The sequence below is a fragment of the Prosthecobacter sp. genome, assembly GCF_029946185.1.
In the GTDB taxonomy this organism is placed as follows: Bacteria; Verrucomicrobiota; Verrucomicrobiia; order Verrucomicrobiales; family Verrucomicrobiaceae; genus Prosthecobacter.
The window spans coordinates 1-16,465 of the sequence record NZ_JAQSEA010000255.1 but is presented as its reverse complement, the minus strand read 5'-3'; the positions used below and the strand labels follow the sequence as shown (position 1 = coordinate 16,465).

16 protein-coding genes are annotated in these 16,465 nt (G+C 58.7%); 11 read left to right on the top strand and 5 right to left on the bottom strand.

The features are described from left to right. On the bottom strand, positions 1 to 1,773 hold a 1,773-nt coding region (locus PSV43_RS21180), incomplete at its 3' end, for a sulfurtransferase (RefSeq protein WP_300202347.1). Positions 1,774 to 1,904: 131 nt separating this feature from the next. Between PSV43_RS21180 and PSV43_RS21175 the strand changes: the two genes are divergently transcribed. The 10 genes from PSV43_RS21175 to PSV43_RS21130 all read left to right on the top strand — a co-directional run bounded on the left by PSV43_RS21175 (position 1,905) and on the right by PSV43_RS21130 (position 12,383). Next, positions 1,905 to 3,080, top strand: coding sequence for a PQQ-binding-like beta-propeller repeat protein (locus PSV43_RS21175; protein WP_300202345.1), 1,176 nt, complete (start codon positions 1,905 to 1,907; stop codon positions 3,078 to 3,080). A 99-nt stretch (positions 3,081 to 3,179) separates the two neighbouring features. After that, positions 3,180 to 3,848 (top strand): hypothetical protein, encoded by a 669-nt coding sequence (locus tag PSV43_RS21170; RefSeq protein WP_300202342.1) that lies wholly within the window; start codon positions 3,180 to 3,182, stop codon positions 3,846 to 3,848. Beyond that, positions 3,845 to 5,122 carry an MFS transporter gene (locus PSV43_RS21165; RefSeq protein ID WP_300202339.1) on the top strand — a complete coding sequence of 426 codons (1,278 nt, stop codon included), beginning with the start codon at positions 3,845 to 3,847 and terminating at the stop codon, positions 5,120 to 5,122. Before PSV43_RS21170 ends, PSV43_RS21165 begins: the two co-directional genes overlap by 4 nt. Continuing rightward, on the top strand, positions 5,115 to 6,371 hold the full coding sequence (locus PSV43_RS21160) for a glycosyltransferase (RefSeq protein ID WP_300202336.1): 1,257 nt from the start codon (positions 5,115 to 5,117) through the stop codon (positions 6,369 to 6,371). Before PSV43_RS21165 ends, PSV43_RS21160 begins: the two co-directional genes overlap by 8 nt. Beyond that, positions 6,368 to 7,642 (top strand): nucleotide disphospho-sugar-binding domain-containing protein, encoded by a 1,275-nt coding sequence (locus PSV43_RS21155; RefSeq protein ID WP_300202333.1) that lies wholly within the window; start codon positions 6,368 to 6,370, stop codon positions 7,640 to 7,642. Before PSV43_RS21160 ends, PSV43_RS21155 begins: the two co-directional genes overlap by 4 nt. Then, entirely contained in the window at positions 7,639 to 8,910 is a 1,272-nt protein-coding gene (locus PSV43_RS21150) for a nucleotide disphospho-sugar-binding domain-containing protein (RefSeq protein ID WP_300202330.1), read from the top strand. Before PSV43_RS21155 ends, PSV43_RS21150 begins: the two co-directional genes overlap by 4 nt. Before the next feature lie 17 nt (positions 8,911 to 8,927). After that, a complete protein-coding gene (locus PSV43_RS21145) occupies positions 8,928 to 10,181 on the top strand; it encodes a nucleotide disphospho-sugar-binding domain-containing protein (RefSeq protein WP_300202327.1) in 1,254 nt (417 codons plus the stop codon). Beyond that, positions 10,178 to 10,933: a glycosyltransferase gene (locus PSV43_RS21140; protein WP_300202324.1), complete on the top strand. Its 756-nt coding sequence runs from the start codon at positions 10,178 to 10,180 to the stop codon at positions 10,931 to 10,933. Before PSV43_RS21145 ends, PSV43_RS21140 begins: the two co-directional genes overlap by 4 nt. Before the next feature lie 67 nt (positions 10,934 to 11,000). Further along, a complete protein-coding gene (locus PSV43_RS21135; protein ID WP_300202321.1) occupies positions 11,001 to 11,756 on the top strand; it encodes a glycosyltransferase in 756 nt (251 codons plus the stop codon). 39 nt (positions 11,757 to 11,795) lie between these two features. Next, positions 11,796 to 12,383: a hypothetical protein gene (locus tag PSV43_RS21130; RefSeq protein ID WP_300202318.1), complete on the top strand. Its 588-nt coding sequence runs from the start codon at positions 11,796 to 11,798 to the stop codon at positions 12,381 to 12,383. On the opposite strand, the gene PSV43_RS21125 is transcribed toward PSV43_RS21130, so the two are convergent. Beyond that, positions 12,373 to 13,110, bottom strand: a complete 738-nt coding sequence (locus tag PSV43_RS21125) for a DUF2071 domain-containing protein (protein ID WP_300202315.1) — start codon at positions 13,108 to 13,110, stop codon at positions 12,373 to 12,375. The genes PSV43_RS21130 and PSV43_RS21125 overlap by 11 nt on opposite strands. Positions 13,111 to 13,236: 126 nt before the next feature. On the opposite strand from PSV43_RS21125, the gene PSV43_RS21120 reads away from it, so the two are divergent. Continuing rightward, complete coding sequence (locus PSV43_RS21120) at positions 13,237 to 13,707, top strand: lipocalin family protein (RefSeq protein ID WP_300202313.1); 471 nt, start codon at positions 13,237 to 13,239, stop codon at positions 13,705 to 13,707. A 46-nt stretch (positions 13,708 to 13,753) separates the two neighbouring features. On the opposite strand, the gene PSV43_RS21115 is transcribed toward PSV43_RS21120, so the two are convergent. The 3 genes from PSV43_RS21115 to PSV43_RS21105 form a co-directional block, all read right to left on the bottom strand. After that, the gene (locus tag PSV43_RS21115) at positions 13,754 to 15,223 is read right to left on the bottom strand and encodes a DUF1501 domain-containing protein (protein WP_300202310.1); all 1,470 of its coding nucleotides are present in this window, start codon (positions 15,221 to 15,223) and stop codon (positions 13,754 to 13,756) included. A gap of 124 nt (positions 15,224 to 15,347) precedes the next feature. After that, positions 15,348 to 16,130: a sterol desaturase family protein gene (locus PSV43_RS21110; protein WP_300202307.1), complete on the bottom strand. Its 783-nt coding sequence runs from the start codon at positions 16,128 to 16,130 to the stop codon at positions 15,348 to 15,350. Positions 16,131 to 16,242: 112 nt separating this feature from the next. After that, the coding region (locus PSV43_RS21105) for a hypothetical protein (protein WP_300202304.1) at positions 16,243 to 16,465 on the bottom strand (223 nt) is incomplete at its 5' end.

Here is a 16,465-nt window from a genome sequence, read left to right as displayed (position 1 = left end):
CTCCGTGGCAAACGTCACGCGTTCCTTCGTCAAAGGATGCGTGAAGGTGATGCGCAGGGCATGCAGGCAGAGCGGAGGATCGCCCACCGCCAGCGTTTGAGTCTCCCCGACTTCGCCGTCGGCCAGATAAGCGGCATCGCCAAGAATCGGGAAGCCGAGACTCCAGAGGTGGATGCGGATTTGATTCGTCCTTCCGGTCAGCGGACGTGCCTCAAGGAGGGCTGTGCCATCGGCATCGCGACGCAGCACGCGGAATTCTGTCTTGGCGTCTTGTCCTTCGGCATCGACCGTGCGTCCTCCCAGCTTGCCGGCTTCGCCACTGATGGGGGCATCACAGACGAAGGCGTCCTGTGGCGGGTGCCCCTTCACGCGGGCGAGATAGAGTTTCTCGACTTCGCCACGCTCAAACTGCGGCTGCACCAAGCTGGCAAAGTGCCGCGTCTTGCACAGCACGGTCACGCCGGTGGTGTTGGCATCCAGGCGATGAACGCTGCGCGGTTTCAGCGGATGCCAGACGGCGTTGAGGATGAATTGCAGCGTGTTGCGATTGAACCTGCCACCCACATGAACCGGGAGCGGCGCGGGTTTGTTGAGTACGATGATCGCTTCATCTTCAAACAGCACGCGAATGTCTGCATTCACGTCTGGCTCACGCTGTGCGGGCTTCAGGTGCAGGTAGCGCTCTCCGGCACGCACGATTTGATGCGCAGGGACGATGACCTGATCATCCGTCACGATGCGGCCTTCTTCACACACCTCGATCCATTCCTCGCGCGGGATATGCGGCATCACATGACAGAGGCAGTCCAGAATCGTCATGCGATCGCAGGCTTCCGGGACATTCAACGGCCGTGTTTGATCATAGGGCACACTGCCCGGCAGTGGCGTCACGGCTTGGCGGAGGGCCGCATGGCGCTGCTCCAATTTTTCGCGCTGCTGTTCCTCGGTCGTCTTGAAACAATACGGGCAGGACACATGCGCCACGTAGCGTGGGTCTGCCTGCTCCTCCGCCGTTAGCGGAGTCTGGCAGGCGAAGCACTGTGAAGAAGCGGTCTCATGCAGGCCGGGATCGACGCCGACGCGTTGGTCGAAGACAAAGCATTCACCGTCGTAATGCGCGCTGCCGCATTCTTCGAAATACTTCAAAATGCCGCCCTCAAGCTGCCACACGTGCTCAAAGCCCTCGCGCTCCATGAATGGTGTAGCTTTCTCGCAGCGGATGCCGCCGGTGCAGAAAGATACGATTTCGGCCTTTTTCATCTCCGGGGGCAGCTTGCGCACAGCCTCGGGGAATTCGCGGAAGGAATCGACACCCGCGACGACAGCGCCTTTGAAGGTGCCGAGCTTCACTTCGTAATCGTTGCGTGTGTCATACAGAATGACGGGGCGGCCTTCGTCCAGCCACTGCTTCAGGACTTTGGGCTCCAGGCGCGGCGATGTGTACTTGGCTGGTTCGATTCCTTCGACCCCGAAGGCGATGATTTCCTGCTTGATGCGCACCAGCATGCGTCGGAACGGCTGCTCCGCGCTCTCGCTGTATTTCGGCTTCAGCCCTGCCAGGCCCGGAATGGCATGCAGTTCAGCGACGAGTGCGTCCACATTCTCCCGCACCCCGGCCACAAACATGTTGATGCCTTCGGTGCTCAGCAAAATCGTGCCCTTCAGCCCCCAGCCTTTGCAATGCTCCAGCAGTTGCGCGCGCAGATCCTTCAATCCGGAAAGCTCGGCGAATTGATAGCAGGAGATGTTGGTGATCGTGGCGGCGGCTGGCATGTGCAGTTGAAAAAGCACATGAACAGGCGGACGGCGAGTGCAAACAGCAGATGAAGCCAAGGAAGGAGCAGAGTCGTACAAGGATAGATCAGGCTTGCCAGTGCAGGCCATTCCCGCTCCATTCCCATCCTATGAAAATCCCGCTTCTTCTTCTCATGTTTGCCAGTGCAGCTACTGCCGCCGACTGGCCGGTCTGGCGCGGAACGAACCACGATGGCATTTCGAGTGAAAAACTAGCTGGTACAGCGGTGAAAAAGCTCTGGGAGGCGAAGATCGGCATCGGCTTCGCCTCCTTCACCGTGGCAGCCGGCCGCGTGTACACAACAGGGCATGCGGATGGTAAAGACACGGTCTACTGCCTAGATACAGCAAGCGGCAAGCCGGTCTGGAAGCACGAATACGCTGCCGATCTCGGTGACAAGTACTATGAAGGCGGCACCTCAGCCACGCCGACGATTGAAGACGGCAAGGCCTACCATTTGAGCCGCTGGGGTGATCTGATTTGTTTCGATGCGGCGACTGGCAAGATCGTCTGGCAGAAAAACATCCAGAAGGAAACCGAGGCCGACATCCCGGACTGGGGTTTTGCGGGTTCACCGCTGGTCGCGGGCAAGCTCCTCATCGTGAACGTCGGCAAAGCTGGCACAGCGGTCGAGAAGGCCACGGGCAAAACCGTATGGACCAGCGGCAAAGCGAACTCCGGCTACTGCACGCCGTATCCTATCACGGTGAATGGCAAGGCGCAGGTCGTGCTGAGTTCAGGCCGTGCGTACAAGGGGATTGATCCCACGAACGGTAAAGTGCTGTGGGAGTACACCTGGTCCACCAGCTACGGCGTAAATGCGGCGGATCCGATCCTCAGCGGCACGCAGCTTTTCATCTCATCCGGCTACAACAAAGGCTGCGCCCTGCTGGATCTCTCTTCCGCCGAACCCAAAGAGATCTGGCGCAGCCGCGTGATGAAAAATCAGTTCAACTCCAGCGTGCTGATCGACGGCCATCTCTACGGCAGCGATGGCGATGAGGGCAAAGCCGCAAGTCTGAAGTGCATCGACTTCGCCACTGGTACTGAGAAATGGAGCGCCGCCGATGTCGGTTTCTGCTCCCTCATGGCTGCCGATGGCAAGCTCATCATCATGACGGCCAAGGGTGAACTCATCATCGCGAAGGCAAATCCGACCAAGTTCGAACCGATTTCCCGCACCCCTGTGCTCACCGGCCGCTGCTGGACGGCGCCCGTGCTGGCGAACGGCCATATCTTCGTGCGCAATGCCGCTGGAGATATGGTGTGTCTGGCTGCCCAGTAGCCCATGTGCGGATGGTGGGGCTGCTCATGCATTTTCTCAATGCAAGCTCACAGACGGTCGATTGGTCAGGCTGAACCGATGGTTGGAAGCTCGCCTTGCATGAAAACCAGCACTCACCCCGCCAAGCTCATCCCACTGTGGCTCAAGCTCGCCTACACCGTCTTCATGGCGGTTTTGATTCCTGTTTACTGGTATCACTACGGTCCGACGAACTTCCTCTACTTCTGCGACATCGCCCTGCTGCTAGCACTGGTCGGCATATGGCGGGAAAGCCCGCTGCTGTTCTCGCTTCCAGCCGTGGGAATCCTCCTGCCGCAGGCCTTGTGGTGCGTGGATTACATTGTGCAGCTATGTGGTTTCAGAATGACCGGCATGACGGCCTACATGTTTGATGGCACCAAACCGCTGTTCCTCCGTGGTCTTTCGCTCTTCCACGGCTGGTTGCCGTTCCTGCTGCTCTTTCTCGTATTGCGGGTGGGCTACGATAAACGCGCCCTCAAAGGCTGGACAGTTCTGGCTACGTGTCTGTGTCTCGTGGCGTACTTTTTACTGCCGCAGGCTGGTGCCAGCCTTTCCGATCCCAACCTGCCACGCAATGTGAACTACGTTTTCGGCATGGACGATGCTCAGCCGCAGACTTGGATGAGTCCGGAACTTTATCTCGTCACCTGGCTTGCGCTGCTCATCTTCGTGGTCTTTGTGCCGACACACTTTGTGCTGAAGAAACTCTGCCCTACGCCTGAACAAGCCGCCGCCAAACGCGCATGAATGACTCTTCCTCTCCGACCCTGGCATCTGGCTGGCAGCGCGGCTTCTGGAGCCTGATGGTGACGCAGTTTCAGGGGGCGTTTTCTGACAACGTGCTGAAATGGCTGGTCATCTATCTGGTGATCGCCCAGAAGTTGCCTGAGGATCAGCTCCAAGCGCTGGTGTCAGATTCGGGGATGTACTTTGCCATTCCATTCCTGCTGCTGTCGATGTTCGGCGGCTGGATGGCGGATCGCTTCAGCAAACGGCGGGTGATGATCGGCGTGAAGACGATGGAGATCGGCATCATGATCTTCGCCACTTATGCGCTCGCTTCTGGCAAGATGGGACTGCAACTCGCGAGCATCTGTCTCATGGGAGTGCACAGCGCATTCTTTGCCGCGTCGAAGTATGGTTCACTGCCGGAGTTGGTGCCTGCCGCCAAGCTCTCATGGGCTAATGGCGTGATCGAGATGCTCACCTTCCTGGCGGCGATCTTTGGCACGCTTGCCGCCGCCTGGCTGGCGGAAAGCTTTGCGGGCAGGCCGGGCTGGGCTGGCGGCATTCTGCTGGCTTTGGCAATGGTCGGCTGGCTGATGAGCCTTGGCATCACGCGTGTGCCTGCCGCGAGCCCGGACAAACCGTTGCGCCTCAACTTCCTTGGCGACTTGTGGCGTGAGTTTAAATGGATGCGTACGGACCGCGACCTGTGGCGGGCGAATCTCGGCAATACGGGTTTCTTCTTCATCGCCGTGCTCATCCAGATGAACCTCGTGCTCTATGCGGAGCAGGTGCTGCACATCAAGCCGATGGAAAACAGCGCCTTGCAGGTCGCGCTCGCCATCGGCATGGCGGCAGGCAGTTTGCTGGCGGGTAAATTGAGCGGGGATCATGTGGAGTATGGCCTCATCCCGCTTGGTGCTTTTCTCATGGCCGCGATGGGCTTCGCACTTGGGCTGGCTGACATCTCCAGATCGGTATTTACCATCTGCCTTACACTGCTGGGCATCGGCGGTGGCATGTTCATTGTGCCGCTGGCTGCGGTGCTGCAGCATAGGCCGCCAGCAGATCGCAAAGGCTCGGTTCAGGGCGCGGCCTCATGGTTGTCATGGGTGGGCATCAGCGCCGCTGCGGTGCTGCAGAAGGAGCTGAACACCCGCCTGGGATGGACTCCGGGAGACATCTTCTGGTTCTGCGGAGCCTGCGCGGTGGTCGGAGGAATTTATGTGACGATGTCACGTCCCGCAGCATTGCCTGCGTTGCTCAAACGCTGGTCTCAAGGCAACCATGGCTGAAATTCTTCTCCTTCCATTCGGCAGTGCCGGCGATGTATTTCCCTTCATCTGGCTGGGACGGCAGCTCATGGCACGCGGACATCGAGTGAGGATGATCACGGCATGTATTTTTGAAGAGCATGCACGCAAAGCCGGCATCGAATTCATTTCTCTCGGAGATAGGGACGAGTTCGAGGCAATGATCCGCGATCCACGCATCTGGAAGTCGGGCATCGGCACCAAGGTCGTGTTTGAGTTTGCCGCCAAATCCGTGGAGCCCTATCTCGCGGCTATCGAAAGCTGTGGAAAGGTCGATCTGATGCTGGCTCCCGTCACCGCATTCGCCGGACGTCTTGCCCGCGAAAAACACGGCATCCCGCTCATCACCGTGCATCTGCAGCCGGCAGTTTTTCTGAGTGTGCATGAAACTCCGCTGCTGCATCCGGCCATGCGCCTCTTCAACAAGCTGCCAGTCTGGTTTAAAAAACTGATCCTTAGACTGCCAAACCCTGTCGATCTCTTCGCGCTGCCCAAAGTACGCCGCATTTGTGAGGCGAATGGGGTCAAACCACCGCGCAGCCTGTGGCGTGAGTGGTGGGACTCGCCGGACGGTGTACTGGCGCTTTTTCCCGCATGGTTTGCGCAGCCGCAGCCAGACTGGCCGACGAACCTGTTGCAATGGACTTTTCCGCTGGAAGATCTCGCGACTGAGCAGGCTCTTCAGCCGGAACTGCAGGCGTTTCTTGCGAGTGACGAGCGCCCGATCGTCTTCACCCCTGGCAGTGCAAATGTGCAGGCTGCGCGATTTTTTGAAGTCGCTGCCGAAGCTGTGAAGCGCATCGGCTGCCGCGCGGTCTTTGTCACGCGTGAGCCCAAACAGGTGCCACCGAATTTGCCGGGTAGCGTTCTGACCGTCGATTACGCGCCGTTCAGTACGCTGCTGAAGCACGCGGCTGTTTTTGTGCATCATGGTGGCGTTGGTACAATGTCGCAGGGCTTTGCCGCCGGTGTGCCGCAACTCATCATGGCGATGGCTCACGATCAACCCGACAACGCAGACCGGTTGGAACGCATGGGCGCAGGTGCGGGTCTAAGTGTGCGGCAGTTCACGCCGGAGCGTGTGACGCATGAGCTGAAACAACTTCTGGAGGACATGGCAATTCGTCAGGCTGCGCTAGACTGTGCGGCGAAATTGCGCCAGATGCCTTCTCCCGAAGTGCTGCTTGCCTGGATCGAGTCACGAATGAAGTCCTGCCACCCCATCTCATGAGCCACGTCCTGCTGCTGCCGTTTGGCACTTCAGGCAGCATTTTCCCATTCATCTGGCTGGGCAGGCTGCTGATGCGGAGAGGGCACCGTGTGACGATGATCACTTCACGCATTCACGAAAAGCACGCTGTTAGCGCAGGACTGAATTTTGCAGCGGTCGGTAATGATGCCGTGGAGCAGATGCTGAGCGATCCGCAGCTATGGCGGACAGGGCATGGCTCCAAAGTGGCTTACCAGCACGCTGGGCGCGCCACGGACGACTATGTGGATGCGATTGAGACGCTCATTGCCAGGGAGGGCATGCCGGACCTGATGCTGGCTCCCATGATCTGCTTTGGCGCAAGGCTGATGCAGGAAAAGCGCGGCATCCCACTGGTCAGCGTACATCTCTATCCGATGATGTTTGTCGGCGCGCATGACGTGCCGCTGGTGATTCCTGCGGTGCGCTGGCTGAGAAGGCTGCCCTTGTGGGTACGCAAGGCTGTGCTGGCGTTCCCTAACCCGCTCGATTTTTTCGCCTTGTTCTCAGTGTGGCGGAGTTGCGCCAAAAATGGCGTTACCAAGCCGTGGAGCTTGTGGAGGCAGTGGTGGCACTCTCCCGATGGAGTGCTGGCTTTGTTCCCTGCGTGGTTTGCGCAACCGCAACCGGACTGGCCGCACAATCTGCTGCAATGGAATTTTCCGATGGAAGACATGGCTGCAGAGCGCCCGCTGGACCCGGAGCTGAAAGCATTTTTGGAGGTCGGCACAGCACCCGTGGTCTTCACGCCGGGCACCGGGCATCACCATGCCAGTCAGTTCTTTGAAACCGCGCTGGCGCTGACGGAAAAACTCGGGTGCCGCGCTGTGTTTTTAACTTCTCAAACGACGCAGTTGCCTGCGGATCTTCCCCCCGGCGTTTTTGCGGCTGCCTACGCCCCGTTCAGCGCGGTGCTGCCGCACGCGAGTGTGTTTGTGCATCACGGGGGTATCGGTACCATCGCGCAAAGTCTGGGGGCAGGAGTGACGCAACTCGTGGTGCATATGGCGCTGGACCAGCATGACAACGCGGAACGCGTGGAGCGCCTCGGAGTGGGCTTGAGCATTCCTGTGAGCCGCTTTTCAGTCGAGCGTGCGCTGCCATTGCTGCAGCGCTGTCTGTCGGACCAGCACATGCGGCAAAAGGCGCAGATGATGACGGTGCCAAGCGGCCCGGTCAGAGACACGGAAACATTGCTCTCATGGCTTGAGCAAAAAATAATGCCCAGCGGAAAAAGCGAAAAGACTTCATGAGCAAAATTCTCCTTCTTCCCCACGGTACTGCGGGTGATGTGCTGCCTTACATCTGGCTTGGCCGGCAGCTGATCCAGCGAGGTCACAGCGTCACGATGATCTGGGTGGAGTCCTTCCTGCCAGCCGCCGAAAGGGCGGGCATTCATTATGTGCCGATGCCCGGTGCTGGATTTGAAAAGCTTCTTCTGAATCCCGACTTGTGGCTGCCTCACAAGGGACTGCAGGAAGGTTTTGCCTTCGCTGGGGAGTGCATGGGAGACTACCTCAAGGCATTCAAGGCCTCTGTGGAGCACGATGGGATGCCCGCTCTTCTTGTGGCACCACACATCAATTTTGCTGCGCGGCTTTTGCGTGAAAAGCATGGGGTGCCGCTGATTTCGGTGGTGCTTTACCCCCCCGCTTTCATCAGCGCACATGAGATTTGCAGCGGCATGCTTTGCGCGGGGCTGATGAGAAAGCTGCCGGTATTTGTGCGCAAAATCATCCTGTCTTTGGTGATGCCGTATGACCGATTTGCCATGCCGCATGTGCGGCGGAACTGCCAGGAACATGGCGTGCCCCCACCCCGCAATCTTCAGCGCCACTGGTGGCTTTCCCCCGATGGCGTACTGGCTCTGTTTCCCGGATGGTATGGAAAAGCACAGCCCGACTGGCCAGCGAACACTCTGCAATGGGACTTCCCGCTGGAGGATCTCGCGGAAGAAAGATCCATGTCGCCGGAACTCGTCGCCTTTCTCGCAGCAGGAGAAAAGCCGTTGGTCTTCACGCCCGGTACCGGCAACCTGCATGCCCGTGCCTTCTTCGAAACCGCGCTGGAGCTCTGCTCACGCCTCGGCTGCCGCGCCGTCTTTGTGACGCGTGAACTGGGGCAGGTGCCCGACTGTTTGCCCGAGACTGTGCTTGCTGTGAAGTATGCGCCCTTCAGCACTTTGCTCAAGCACGCCAGCGTCTTCGTGCATCATGGCGGGATCGGCAGTGTCTCCCAGGGCTTCAAGGCGGGTGTGCCGCAGTTCATCGTCTTCATGGGTTTCGACCAGCCCGACAACGCGGAACGCCTGGAGGGAATGGGCGCAGGAGTGGGGCTGGACGTGCGAAAGTTCGACGTCAGACGTGCACTGCCTCTCCTGCGGAAATGTCTGGAGGACCCCGCCATGCGTCAAAATGCTGACGCTTGCACGAAGCGGCTCAGGGAAAATCGTCCGCCAGTCGGCGCACTCATGGAATGGCTTGAGCACCGCACGCGGCCCGCCAGTTCTTCATGCTCATGAGCAGGCGCATTCTTCTCATGCCCCACGGTACGGCTGGAGACGTGCTGCCCTTAATCTGGCTGGGGCGCCAGCTGAAACAGCGGGGTCATGAAGTGATCATGCTTTGGGTGGACATGTTTCGCGATGCTGCGACGCGTGCAGGGATCGATTTTGTTTCCGTCAAGGACGGCGGAGAGTTTCAGCGGATGGCACAGGAGGCCGCACTGTGGTCCAAGGAACAGTCCATGCGGCAAGGACATGCCTATGCAGACCGGTGCACCGCTGCCTGCATGGATGCCTATGCCGAGGATGTGGCACCACGTGGCAGGCCTGATCTCGTGCTCGGTCCGATGATATCCCTCGCGGCCCGTCTGCTGCGGGAGAAGCATGGCATTCCGTTTGTTTCTATCAACATCCAGCCTTCTTCATTCATCAGCGCCTACGAGCTGCCTGCCGGACTGCCCTGGGTGTGGGTGATGAGAAAGCTCCCGGTCTTTTTGCGAAAACTGATCCTCACGGCGGCATCTGGCGACTTTCAGCCGATGCCGGTGCTCAGGCAATGTTGCATGGATCTCGGTGTGAGACCTCCGCACAGCCTGCGGCAGGACTGGTACCACTCACCCGACGGAGTGCTGGCACTGTTCCCATCTTGGTTTGGCAAACCCCAGCCTGACTGGCCTTCCAACACCTTCCAGTGGGACTTTCCTCTCGAAGATCTGGCTGAGGAGTCTCCCTTGTCCGCAGATTTTCGCGCTTTCCTGGAGGCACCCGGCAAAAAGTTGCTTTTTACACTCGGCAGTGCCGGCGGTGGATCGCAGCATGCAGCAGAGTTTTTCAGGGCGGCCCTGGAGTGTACCTTGCAGCTCGATTGTAAGGCCGTGTTCATCGGCGGTGATCATGCGCATCTACCCCCGTCTTTGCCTCCTTCGGTCCATGTGGCCGCCTATGCTCCTTACTCGAGATTGCTCAAACACATGGATGTCGCAATCCATGCAGGAGGCGTCGGTGCCGCAGCCCAGTTTTTTGCCGCAGGAGTACCGCAGATCGTCGCATACTCCGTTTTTGACCAGCCGGACACTGCGGAACGAGTCGAAAAAAACGGCGCTGGATTCGCCCTGCCCCTGGCCTCGTTTTCTTCCGCACGCACCCTCCCGCTTTTGCGCCGCTGTCTGATGGAAGAGACTGTCCGTTCTGCTGCTACGGAATGCCGCCATCGATTTCTTGAACGTCCTCCCGTAACTCTCTTATTGGAATGGTTGGAGAGCCGGATGCAGCCTGTTCTCACGCCATGATTCCACGCATCATCCATCAGTCCTGGAAGACGAAAGACGTGCCAGCATCCATGCGCGAATTTCAGGAATCCTGGCTCAAGCACCATCCCGGCTGGGAATACCGGCTCTGGACGGATGAGGACAATGAGCGTCTGATCCGTGAGCACTACCCGCAGTTTGAGGAGAGCTTTCACCGATTCACGCCGACAATCATCAAGATAGATTTTATCCGCCTCGCTTACATGCACAGGTTCGGCGGCATCTACGCGGATATGGATTTCGAGGCGCTGCGTCCTCTGGACTCTCTGGTTTCGGACGGTCGCATCGCGGTGGGTCGTGAAAATGGAGGCATCGGCATCCCTATGTGCGGACGTCCATTCATCGTCAATGCGTTCCTTGCATCGCCAGCCGGGCATCCGTTGTTGCTGGATATCATGCAGGCAATGTCTGACCGGTTCCGTCAGCGGCAACGTTTCGAACCGCATGCGTTTCACGTCATCCGTATGACCATCCAGATCTTCGACGAACGGGTGGTGGCCTACGCACGCGATCACGACGACATCACCATCCATTCGCATGTTCTTTTTTACCCGGCTCCGCCATCGATGCGGTTTAAGGACGAGCGTCGGGAACTGGCCGGAAAGCTGAACTCGTATGCCATTCATCATTATGCCAATACCTGGGTGGGATGGCATATCCGGTTGATCAATGGGGTCGAAACCCTCAAGCAGCTCTGGCAGCGCAGACGGCGGTCCGGCAGTGGATTCGAGTGAGAGCTGTCTGGCGCAAAGATGCGACCGGTCGTAGTCTTAAATCACAGTATTTAAACAGTAGATCCCAATGATCCCGCGTGTCATTCACCAAACTTGGAACACACCCGAGATACCACTCTACCTGCGCGAGTTTCAGCATTCATGGCGCAAGCATCACCCCGGATGGAAATACCAGTTGTGGACGCATGAAGACAATCACCGGCTGGTTCGTGAACAGTATCCCGAATTTGCGGAATTCTACGGACGTCTGCCTGCGCCGCTCAAGATGGACTTCATTCGCGTGGTTTACATGCACAGCCAGGGCGGCATCTATGCGGACATGGACTTTGAGGTGCTGCGCCCGCTCGATCCACTGCTGCAAGGATCATCCATCATGGCCGGGCGGGAGATCAACGGTATCGGACAGCGGATGCGGGGAGTGGATTTTATTTGCAGCGCTTTGCTGGCCTCGCCCGCCGGACACCCGGTTTGGTTGCAGATCATGCGACTGATGGCCTCTGAATTTCGCCCCAGGCGGTGGCCTGAAGATTATTCCGCTTACGTGATTAGAAATGGCATGGCGCTGTGTGATCAAGCCCTCGTGGCCCTGCAAAAAAGCAGTGGGGACATCACCATTCATTCGCACGAGCTGTTTTTCCCGGCCGCGCCGACGGAGCGCCTCATTGAGAACCGTCGCAGGCTGGCCGCTGAACTCGGCTCCTACGCCATTCATCATTACGAGGCCTCCTGGATTTCTCCCTGGGCCAAGCTGATCTATGCAGGGATCCGTCTGCACCAGCGCTGGGAATCACGCCGTCGGGATAATCCCACAACGATCAAATAACGGCTTGATTTGAGACCCAGTTGTCGACGTATTCCCAGCATGAGCCGAATCCTCGCCTGTCTGCTGCTGTTCACTGCTTTTCTTCATGCCGATGAATTTGATCCGAAGGATAACACTGTCGTTCTCGGCAAGCGCGTGGGATTGATCAAGCCGGGCATGACCGCCACAGACATTGAGCGCGCCTACGGCAAGGGAAATCTCAAGCAGCAGAAAATTCCCGGCGCAGAGGGCGAGGAAATTGATGGCGCGAAGCTCTTTGCCGATACGGATCGCGAACTGGAAATCGTCTGGGATCCGGACAACGACAAGAAGCAGGTCGTGTTCGACATCCGCGTCATGGGCAAAGCTTGGAAATTTGAGAATGGTCTTAAGTCCGGGATGACCGTCGAGGCGGTCGAGAAGATCAACGGCAAACCCTTCAAGATCGCTGGGTTTGACTGGGACTACGGTGGCTATGCAAACTTTGAAGGCGGTAAACTGGATGGCAAGGTGAGCATTCGCTTCAGCCCTTCCACGGAAAACACTCCAGCGTACCTCAGCGGTGACAAGCAGCTCTCCTCCACTGATAAGAAACTGCGCGCTGCCAAGCCTCTGGTTGATGAAGGCATCTCTGTGTTTATGCGGTGAGCGGGTAAACAGCCACGTCCACCCCTGAGGATCCAATGATGTGATCCGGTGGCCGCTGTGGGTCCGCGAATCCGGCCTGCAGCAGCGGATTCACATCCCATGCCTCCACACTTGCCTCTGCGAGCGGGTATGGCGTGTGGTGCACCTGCCCACATCGGATGCCGCGTGGCGTCTGGGAGAAGAGCAGGTAGCGCTCGGCGAGGAAAAAGGCGAGCGAACCGGGCTCTGCGGCCTGCGATTCTGCGGCGAGGCGATAGCGAAAGTGTGACTCCGCCTGTTCACCACTTCGCTGACAGTAGTAGTCGATGCACCCCTCGTTCACCTGTGCGCTCACTCGTGCATTCTGATAGGGAAGGTGGAAGAAGGTGCGTGCCGTCCAGACTGCGAGCCGCTGATTGCAATCCAGCGAGTAAAACCACACGCCGGGCCGGCCCTGCTCATCGTGCACGTAAGTGCGAACGTTGAGCTCAAGAAAGTCGCTGATACCCGGCACTGATGGGAAAAAACGCGGGCGGATGCCACGCATGTAAAACGGCACGATGGCGAGCCACGCATCCCCTTGAAACGTGTCCACAAACAAGCCGGGCGGCAGTGTGTGCTGAATCTCCGCCGCATCCCAGCGCCAGTGCAGGAAGAGCAGGCTCTCCCAGCGCTGGTGCATCACATGCGCGCGCGTTGGGCGATCACGGTAGGCGAGACGGGATTCGAGCGTGGGTGTGGCAGACATGCCGAGATGATACGCTTGAATTAGCACCCAGGCGCCGCTCGGATTCGTTCATCATTCATGCACCATCGATTTTTGAGCCTCGGCTTCCTGCTGCTTTCGCTGCTCAGCCTCAACTCGTGCTCCTCCATGAAACCCGCTCCACTTCAAACTGTTCCTCAGGTCGATCTGAAGCGCTATGTAGGCGACTGGTTCGTCTTTGCGAACATCCCGTATTCTCTGGAAAAGGGCAAAGTGGGTACACTGGACCGCTACGCACTGCGCGCGGATGGCAAGATGGACAATATCTTCTTGTTCCGGCGCGGCAGCCTCGATGCTCCGCTGGAGCAGTGGAAAGGGGTGGCCTGGGTTCACAACAAGGCCACCAACGCCGAGTGGCGGGTGCAGTTCGTCTGGCCGCTGCGGGTGCCATATCTCATCATCGACCTCGATACAGACTACCAGTGGAGCGTGATTGGCTATCCCAATCGCAAACTGGCCTGGGTGCTCAGCCGCAAACCCGTGCTCGATGAATCAACGTATCGCGGCATTCTGGAGCGGCTTGCGAGGCAGGGATACGACACACGCTTGCTGGCCAAGGTGCCGCAGAAGTCAGAATAACAAAAAGAGGCAGGACTTTCGCCCTGCCTCTTTGGTTAAATAGATATCAAGCAAACAGCTTCGTCACCGGCTTGGCCTTCACCAGTTCGCGCGGCTGATTGAGGTGATTGTAAACAATCGTCTCGGGATCGATGCCGACGGCGTGGTAGATAGTGGCGAGGAGTTCGGTCGGATGCACGGCGTCTTCGGCAGGGGCGGAGCCCGTGGCGTCCGATTTGCCGTGGACGTAGCCGCGCTTAATGCCCGCACCACCGACGATGGCGGTATAACAGTAAGGCCAGTGGTCACGGCCGTCGGCGGTGTTGTTGTTGCCGCTGGTTGACACCCCTTTTTCCGGGCTGCGACCGAATTCACCGAGGGCGACGACGATCGTTTCGTCGAGCAGGCCGCTGGCATCCAGATCATCAAACAAGGCGCTGAGTCCCTGGTCCAGCATGGGGCCGGATTTATTCTTCATGCGCTCGGTGAGTCCTGCGTGGTGGTCCCAGGAATGATTGTCGGAGTTCGCGACCTTGGGCCAGATGACTTCGACGACACGCGTGCCAGCTTCGAGCAGGCGGCGGGCGAGAAGGCAGCTTTGTCCAAAGGTGTTGCGGCCATAGCGGTCGCGCAGTTTTTCAGGCTCACGGTCGAGGGCGAAGGCATCGCGCGCACGGCCGCTGGAGATGAGGTTCAAGGCCTGGCTGTAGTAGCTGTCCAAGCTCATGTCCTTCACCGCAGCTTCGATTTGAGGCATCTGATCATTGATGGCATCACGCAGCTTGGCACGGCGCTCAAGGCGCACGCTGAAGAGGTCTGGGCGCAGTTGGAGATCGTCGATCTTGATGCGGTCCATCTTGCCCATGTCGAGGTCATCGCCATCGGGGAAGAGTGTGTAGGGCTCGTAGGCCTTGCCGAGGAAACCCGCACCGCCGCCTTTGCCGACGACGTTGGATTCCTGCAACGGACGCGGCAACTGCACGAAGGGGAGCATGGGTTCATCCAGCGGCTTGAGGCGCACGATGTTGCTGCCGAAGTTCGGGAAGTCCTTCGCATTTGGCGGCTCAAGCTGGCCGGAAGGACTGACCTTGTCGGTCGTATAACCGGTCATGATCTGGTAGATCGCCGCCGTGTGGTTGAAGAGACCATTCGGCGTGTAGCTCATCGAATTGATCATGGTGAACTTGTCGTTCACCTTCGCGAGGCCCGGGAGGATCTCGGTGAAGTGCTTGCCAGGAACTTTCGTCGGGATCGTCTTGAAAGCGCTGCGCACATTGTCCGGCACGTTTTCCTTCGGGTCCCACAAGTCGAGGTGCGATGGGCCGCCCTGAAGATAAACCATGAGCACATGCTTGGCCTTGCCCCAGCCCGCACGGCCTGCGTTCGGAGAGTTCGCCGCCATGGCCTGACCACGCAGCACGTTGTTGAGTGTGAGGCCCATCATCGAGCCACCGCCAACGCGCAGGATGTCACGGCGCGAGAAGCCGAGATTTTTGTCGCAAAGGTCTTTGCCGGGAACGCCTGGGATGCGGAACATGGTGTGCTACAGGTTGAAGTTTAGGGTCAGTTTCAGCGGCATGTACGTCGGGGAAGGGGTGATCTTGCCGTTTGTGGCACAGATCGTCGGGGCTGGGCAGGAAACTCCATGCCCCGGGCGGGAATCATGCTGCATCTCGCTTCCGGCGGCGAAACGGATGCCAGAGCTGCCCAAGGTAGTGTTTTGAAATCGGCTCGTGAATGCCGAATGCCTCCGGCTCGTGATCAGGACAGCGGTAAGTGCCAAAGAGGATGTCCATCAGCGGCGAAATGTTTGCGTAGTTGCCCGCATCGCGTGCCTTGTCGTGATGCCAGTGGTGCAACGCCGGAGCGCCAATGATCATGCCCAGCGGCCCGATGGGCAGCCGCACGTTGGAGTGAATGAAGATGGCCCACAGCCCGCGAAACGCGAGGAATCCCGCCAGCGTCTCCAGTGAAAAGCCCAGGAGGAACGCGGGCAGATTGATGATGCCGACGGTATAAATCGTATCCAGCGGATGCTCCCGGTGCGCCGCCAGCCAGTCCAGATGCTCCGCGCTGTGATGAATGGAGTGAAAGCGCCACAAGAACGGAACGGCGTGCTGAAGCCGATGCGCCCAGTAGATGAGGAAGTCGCTCAGCACGATCATCTCAAGGGCCTGCAACCACCACGACTGCGCCGCGACACTGGCCCGAAAGTGCGTGGGTGCGATGCCATCGAGCCAGCCGCGAAAGTGGCTCAGCGCCCAGAACACCAGCCCGCTCCACAGCAGGTACTGGCCGAGCAGGAACCACAGATCCGTCCAGAACGCCGGGCGGAAAAGCTTCTGCCCCTCCCGTGCTGGAAACAACTTTTCCAAAGGGCGAAATAGCAACACGAGGAAAAGCAGGCTCAGGCCGGTGGAGACGATGACGGCAGGGAGGTTCATGGCTTGTCTGAACCTGCCGCTGGAGGTTCATGTGCGCCGGGGATGAAGGAGCCTGCCAGAAGCGTAAGCGATACAGCCAGCACAGCGAGGCGTGCGAGTTTGGAACTAGCGCTCATGGCTTCACGGACGGCTTGATGGTCTGCAAAACACCATCGCTGATCGTGGTCCCACCCGTGAAGGATTTGCTGCCAGACATGAGCATGGGGCCGCTTTTGGAGCTGGGCATCATGGCAGGATTGGCCTGCTTCTGAGCGAACCACGCGCAGCCGATTAACAGCCCCAAGGAAGAGCAGATGACCGCAATACGCAGGCAAAAACGGGTGCCGGGCAATTTC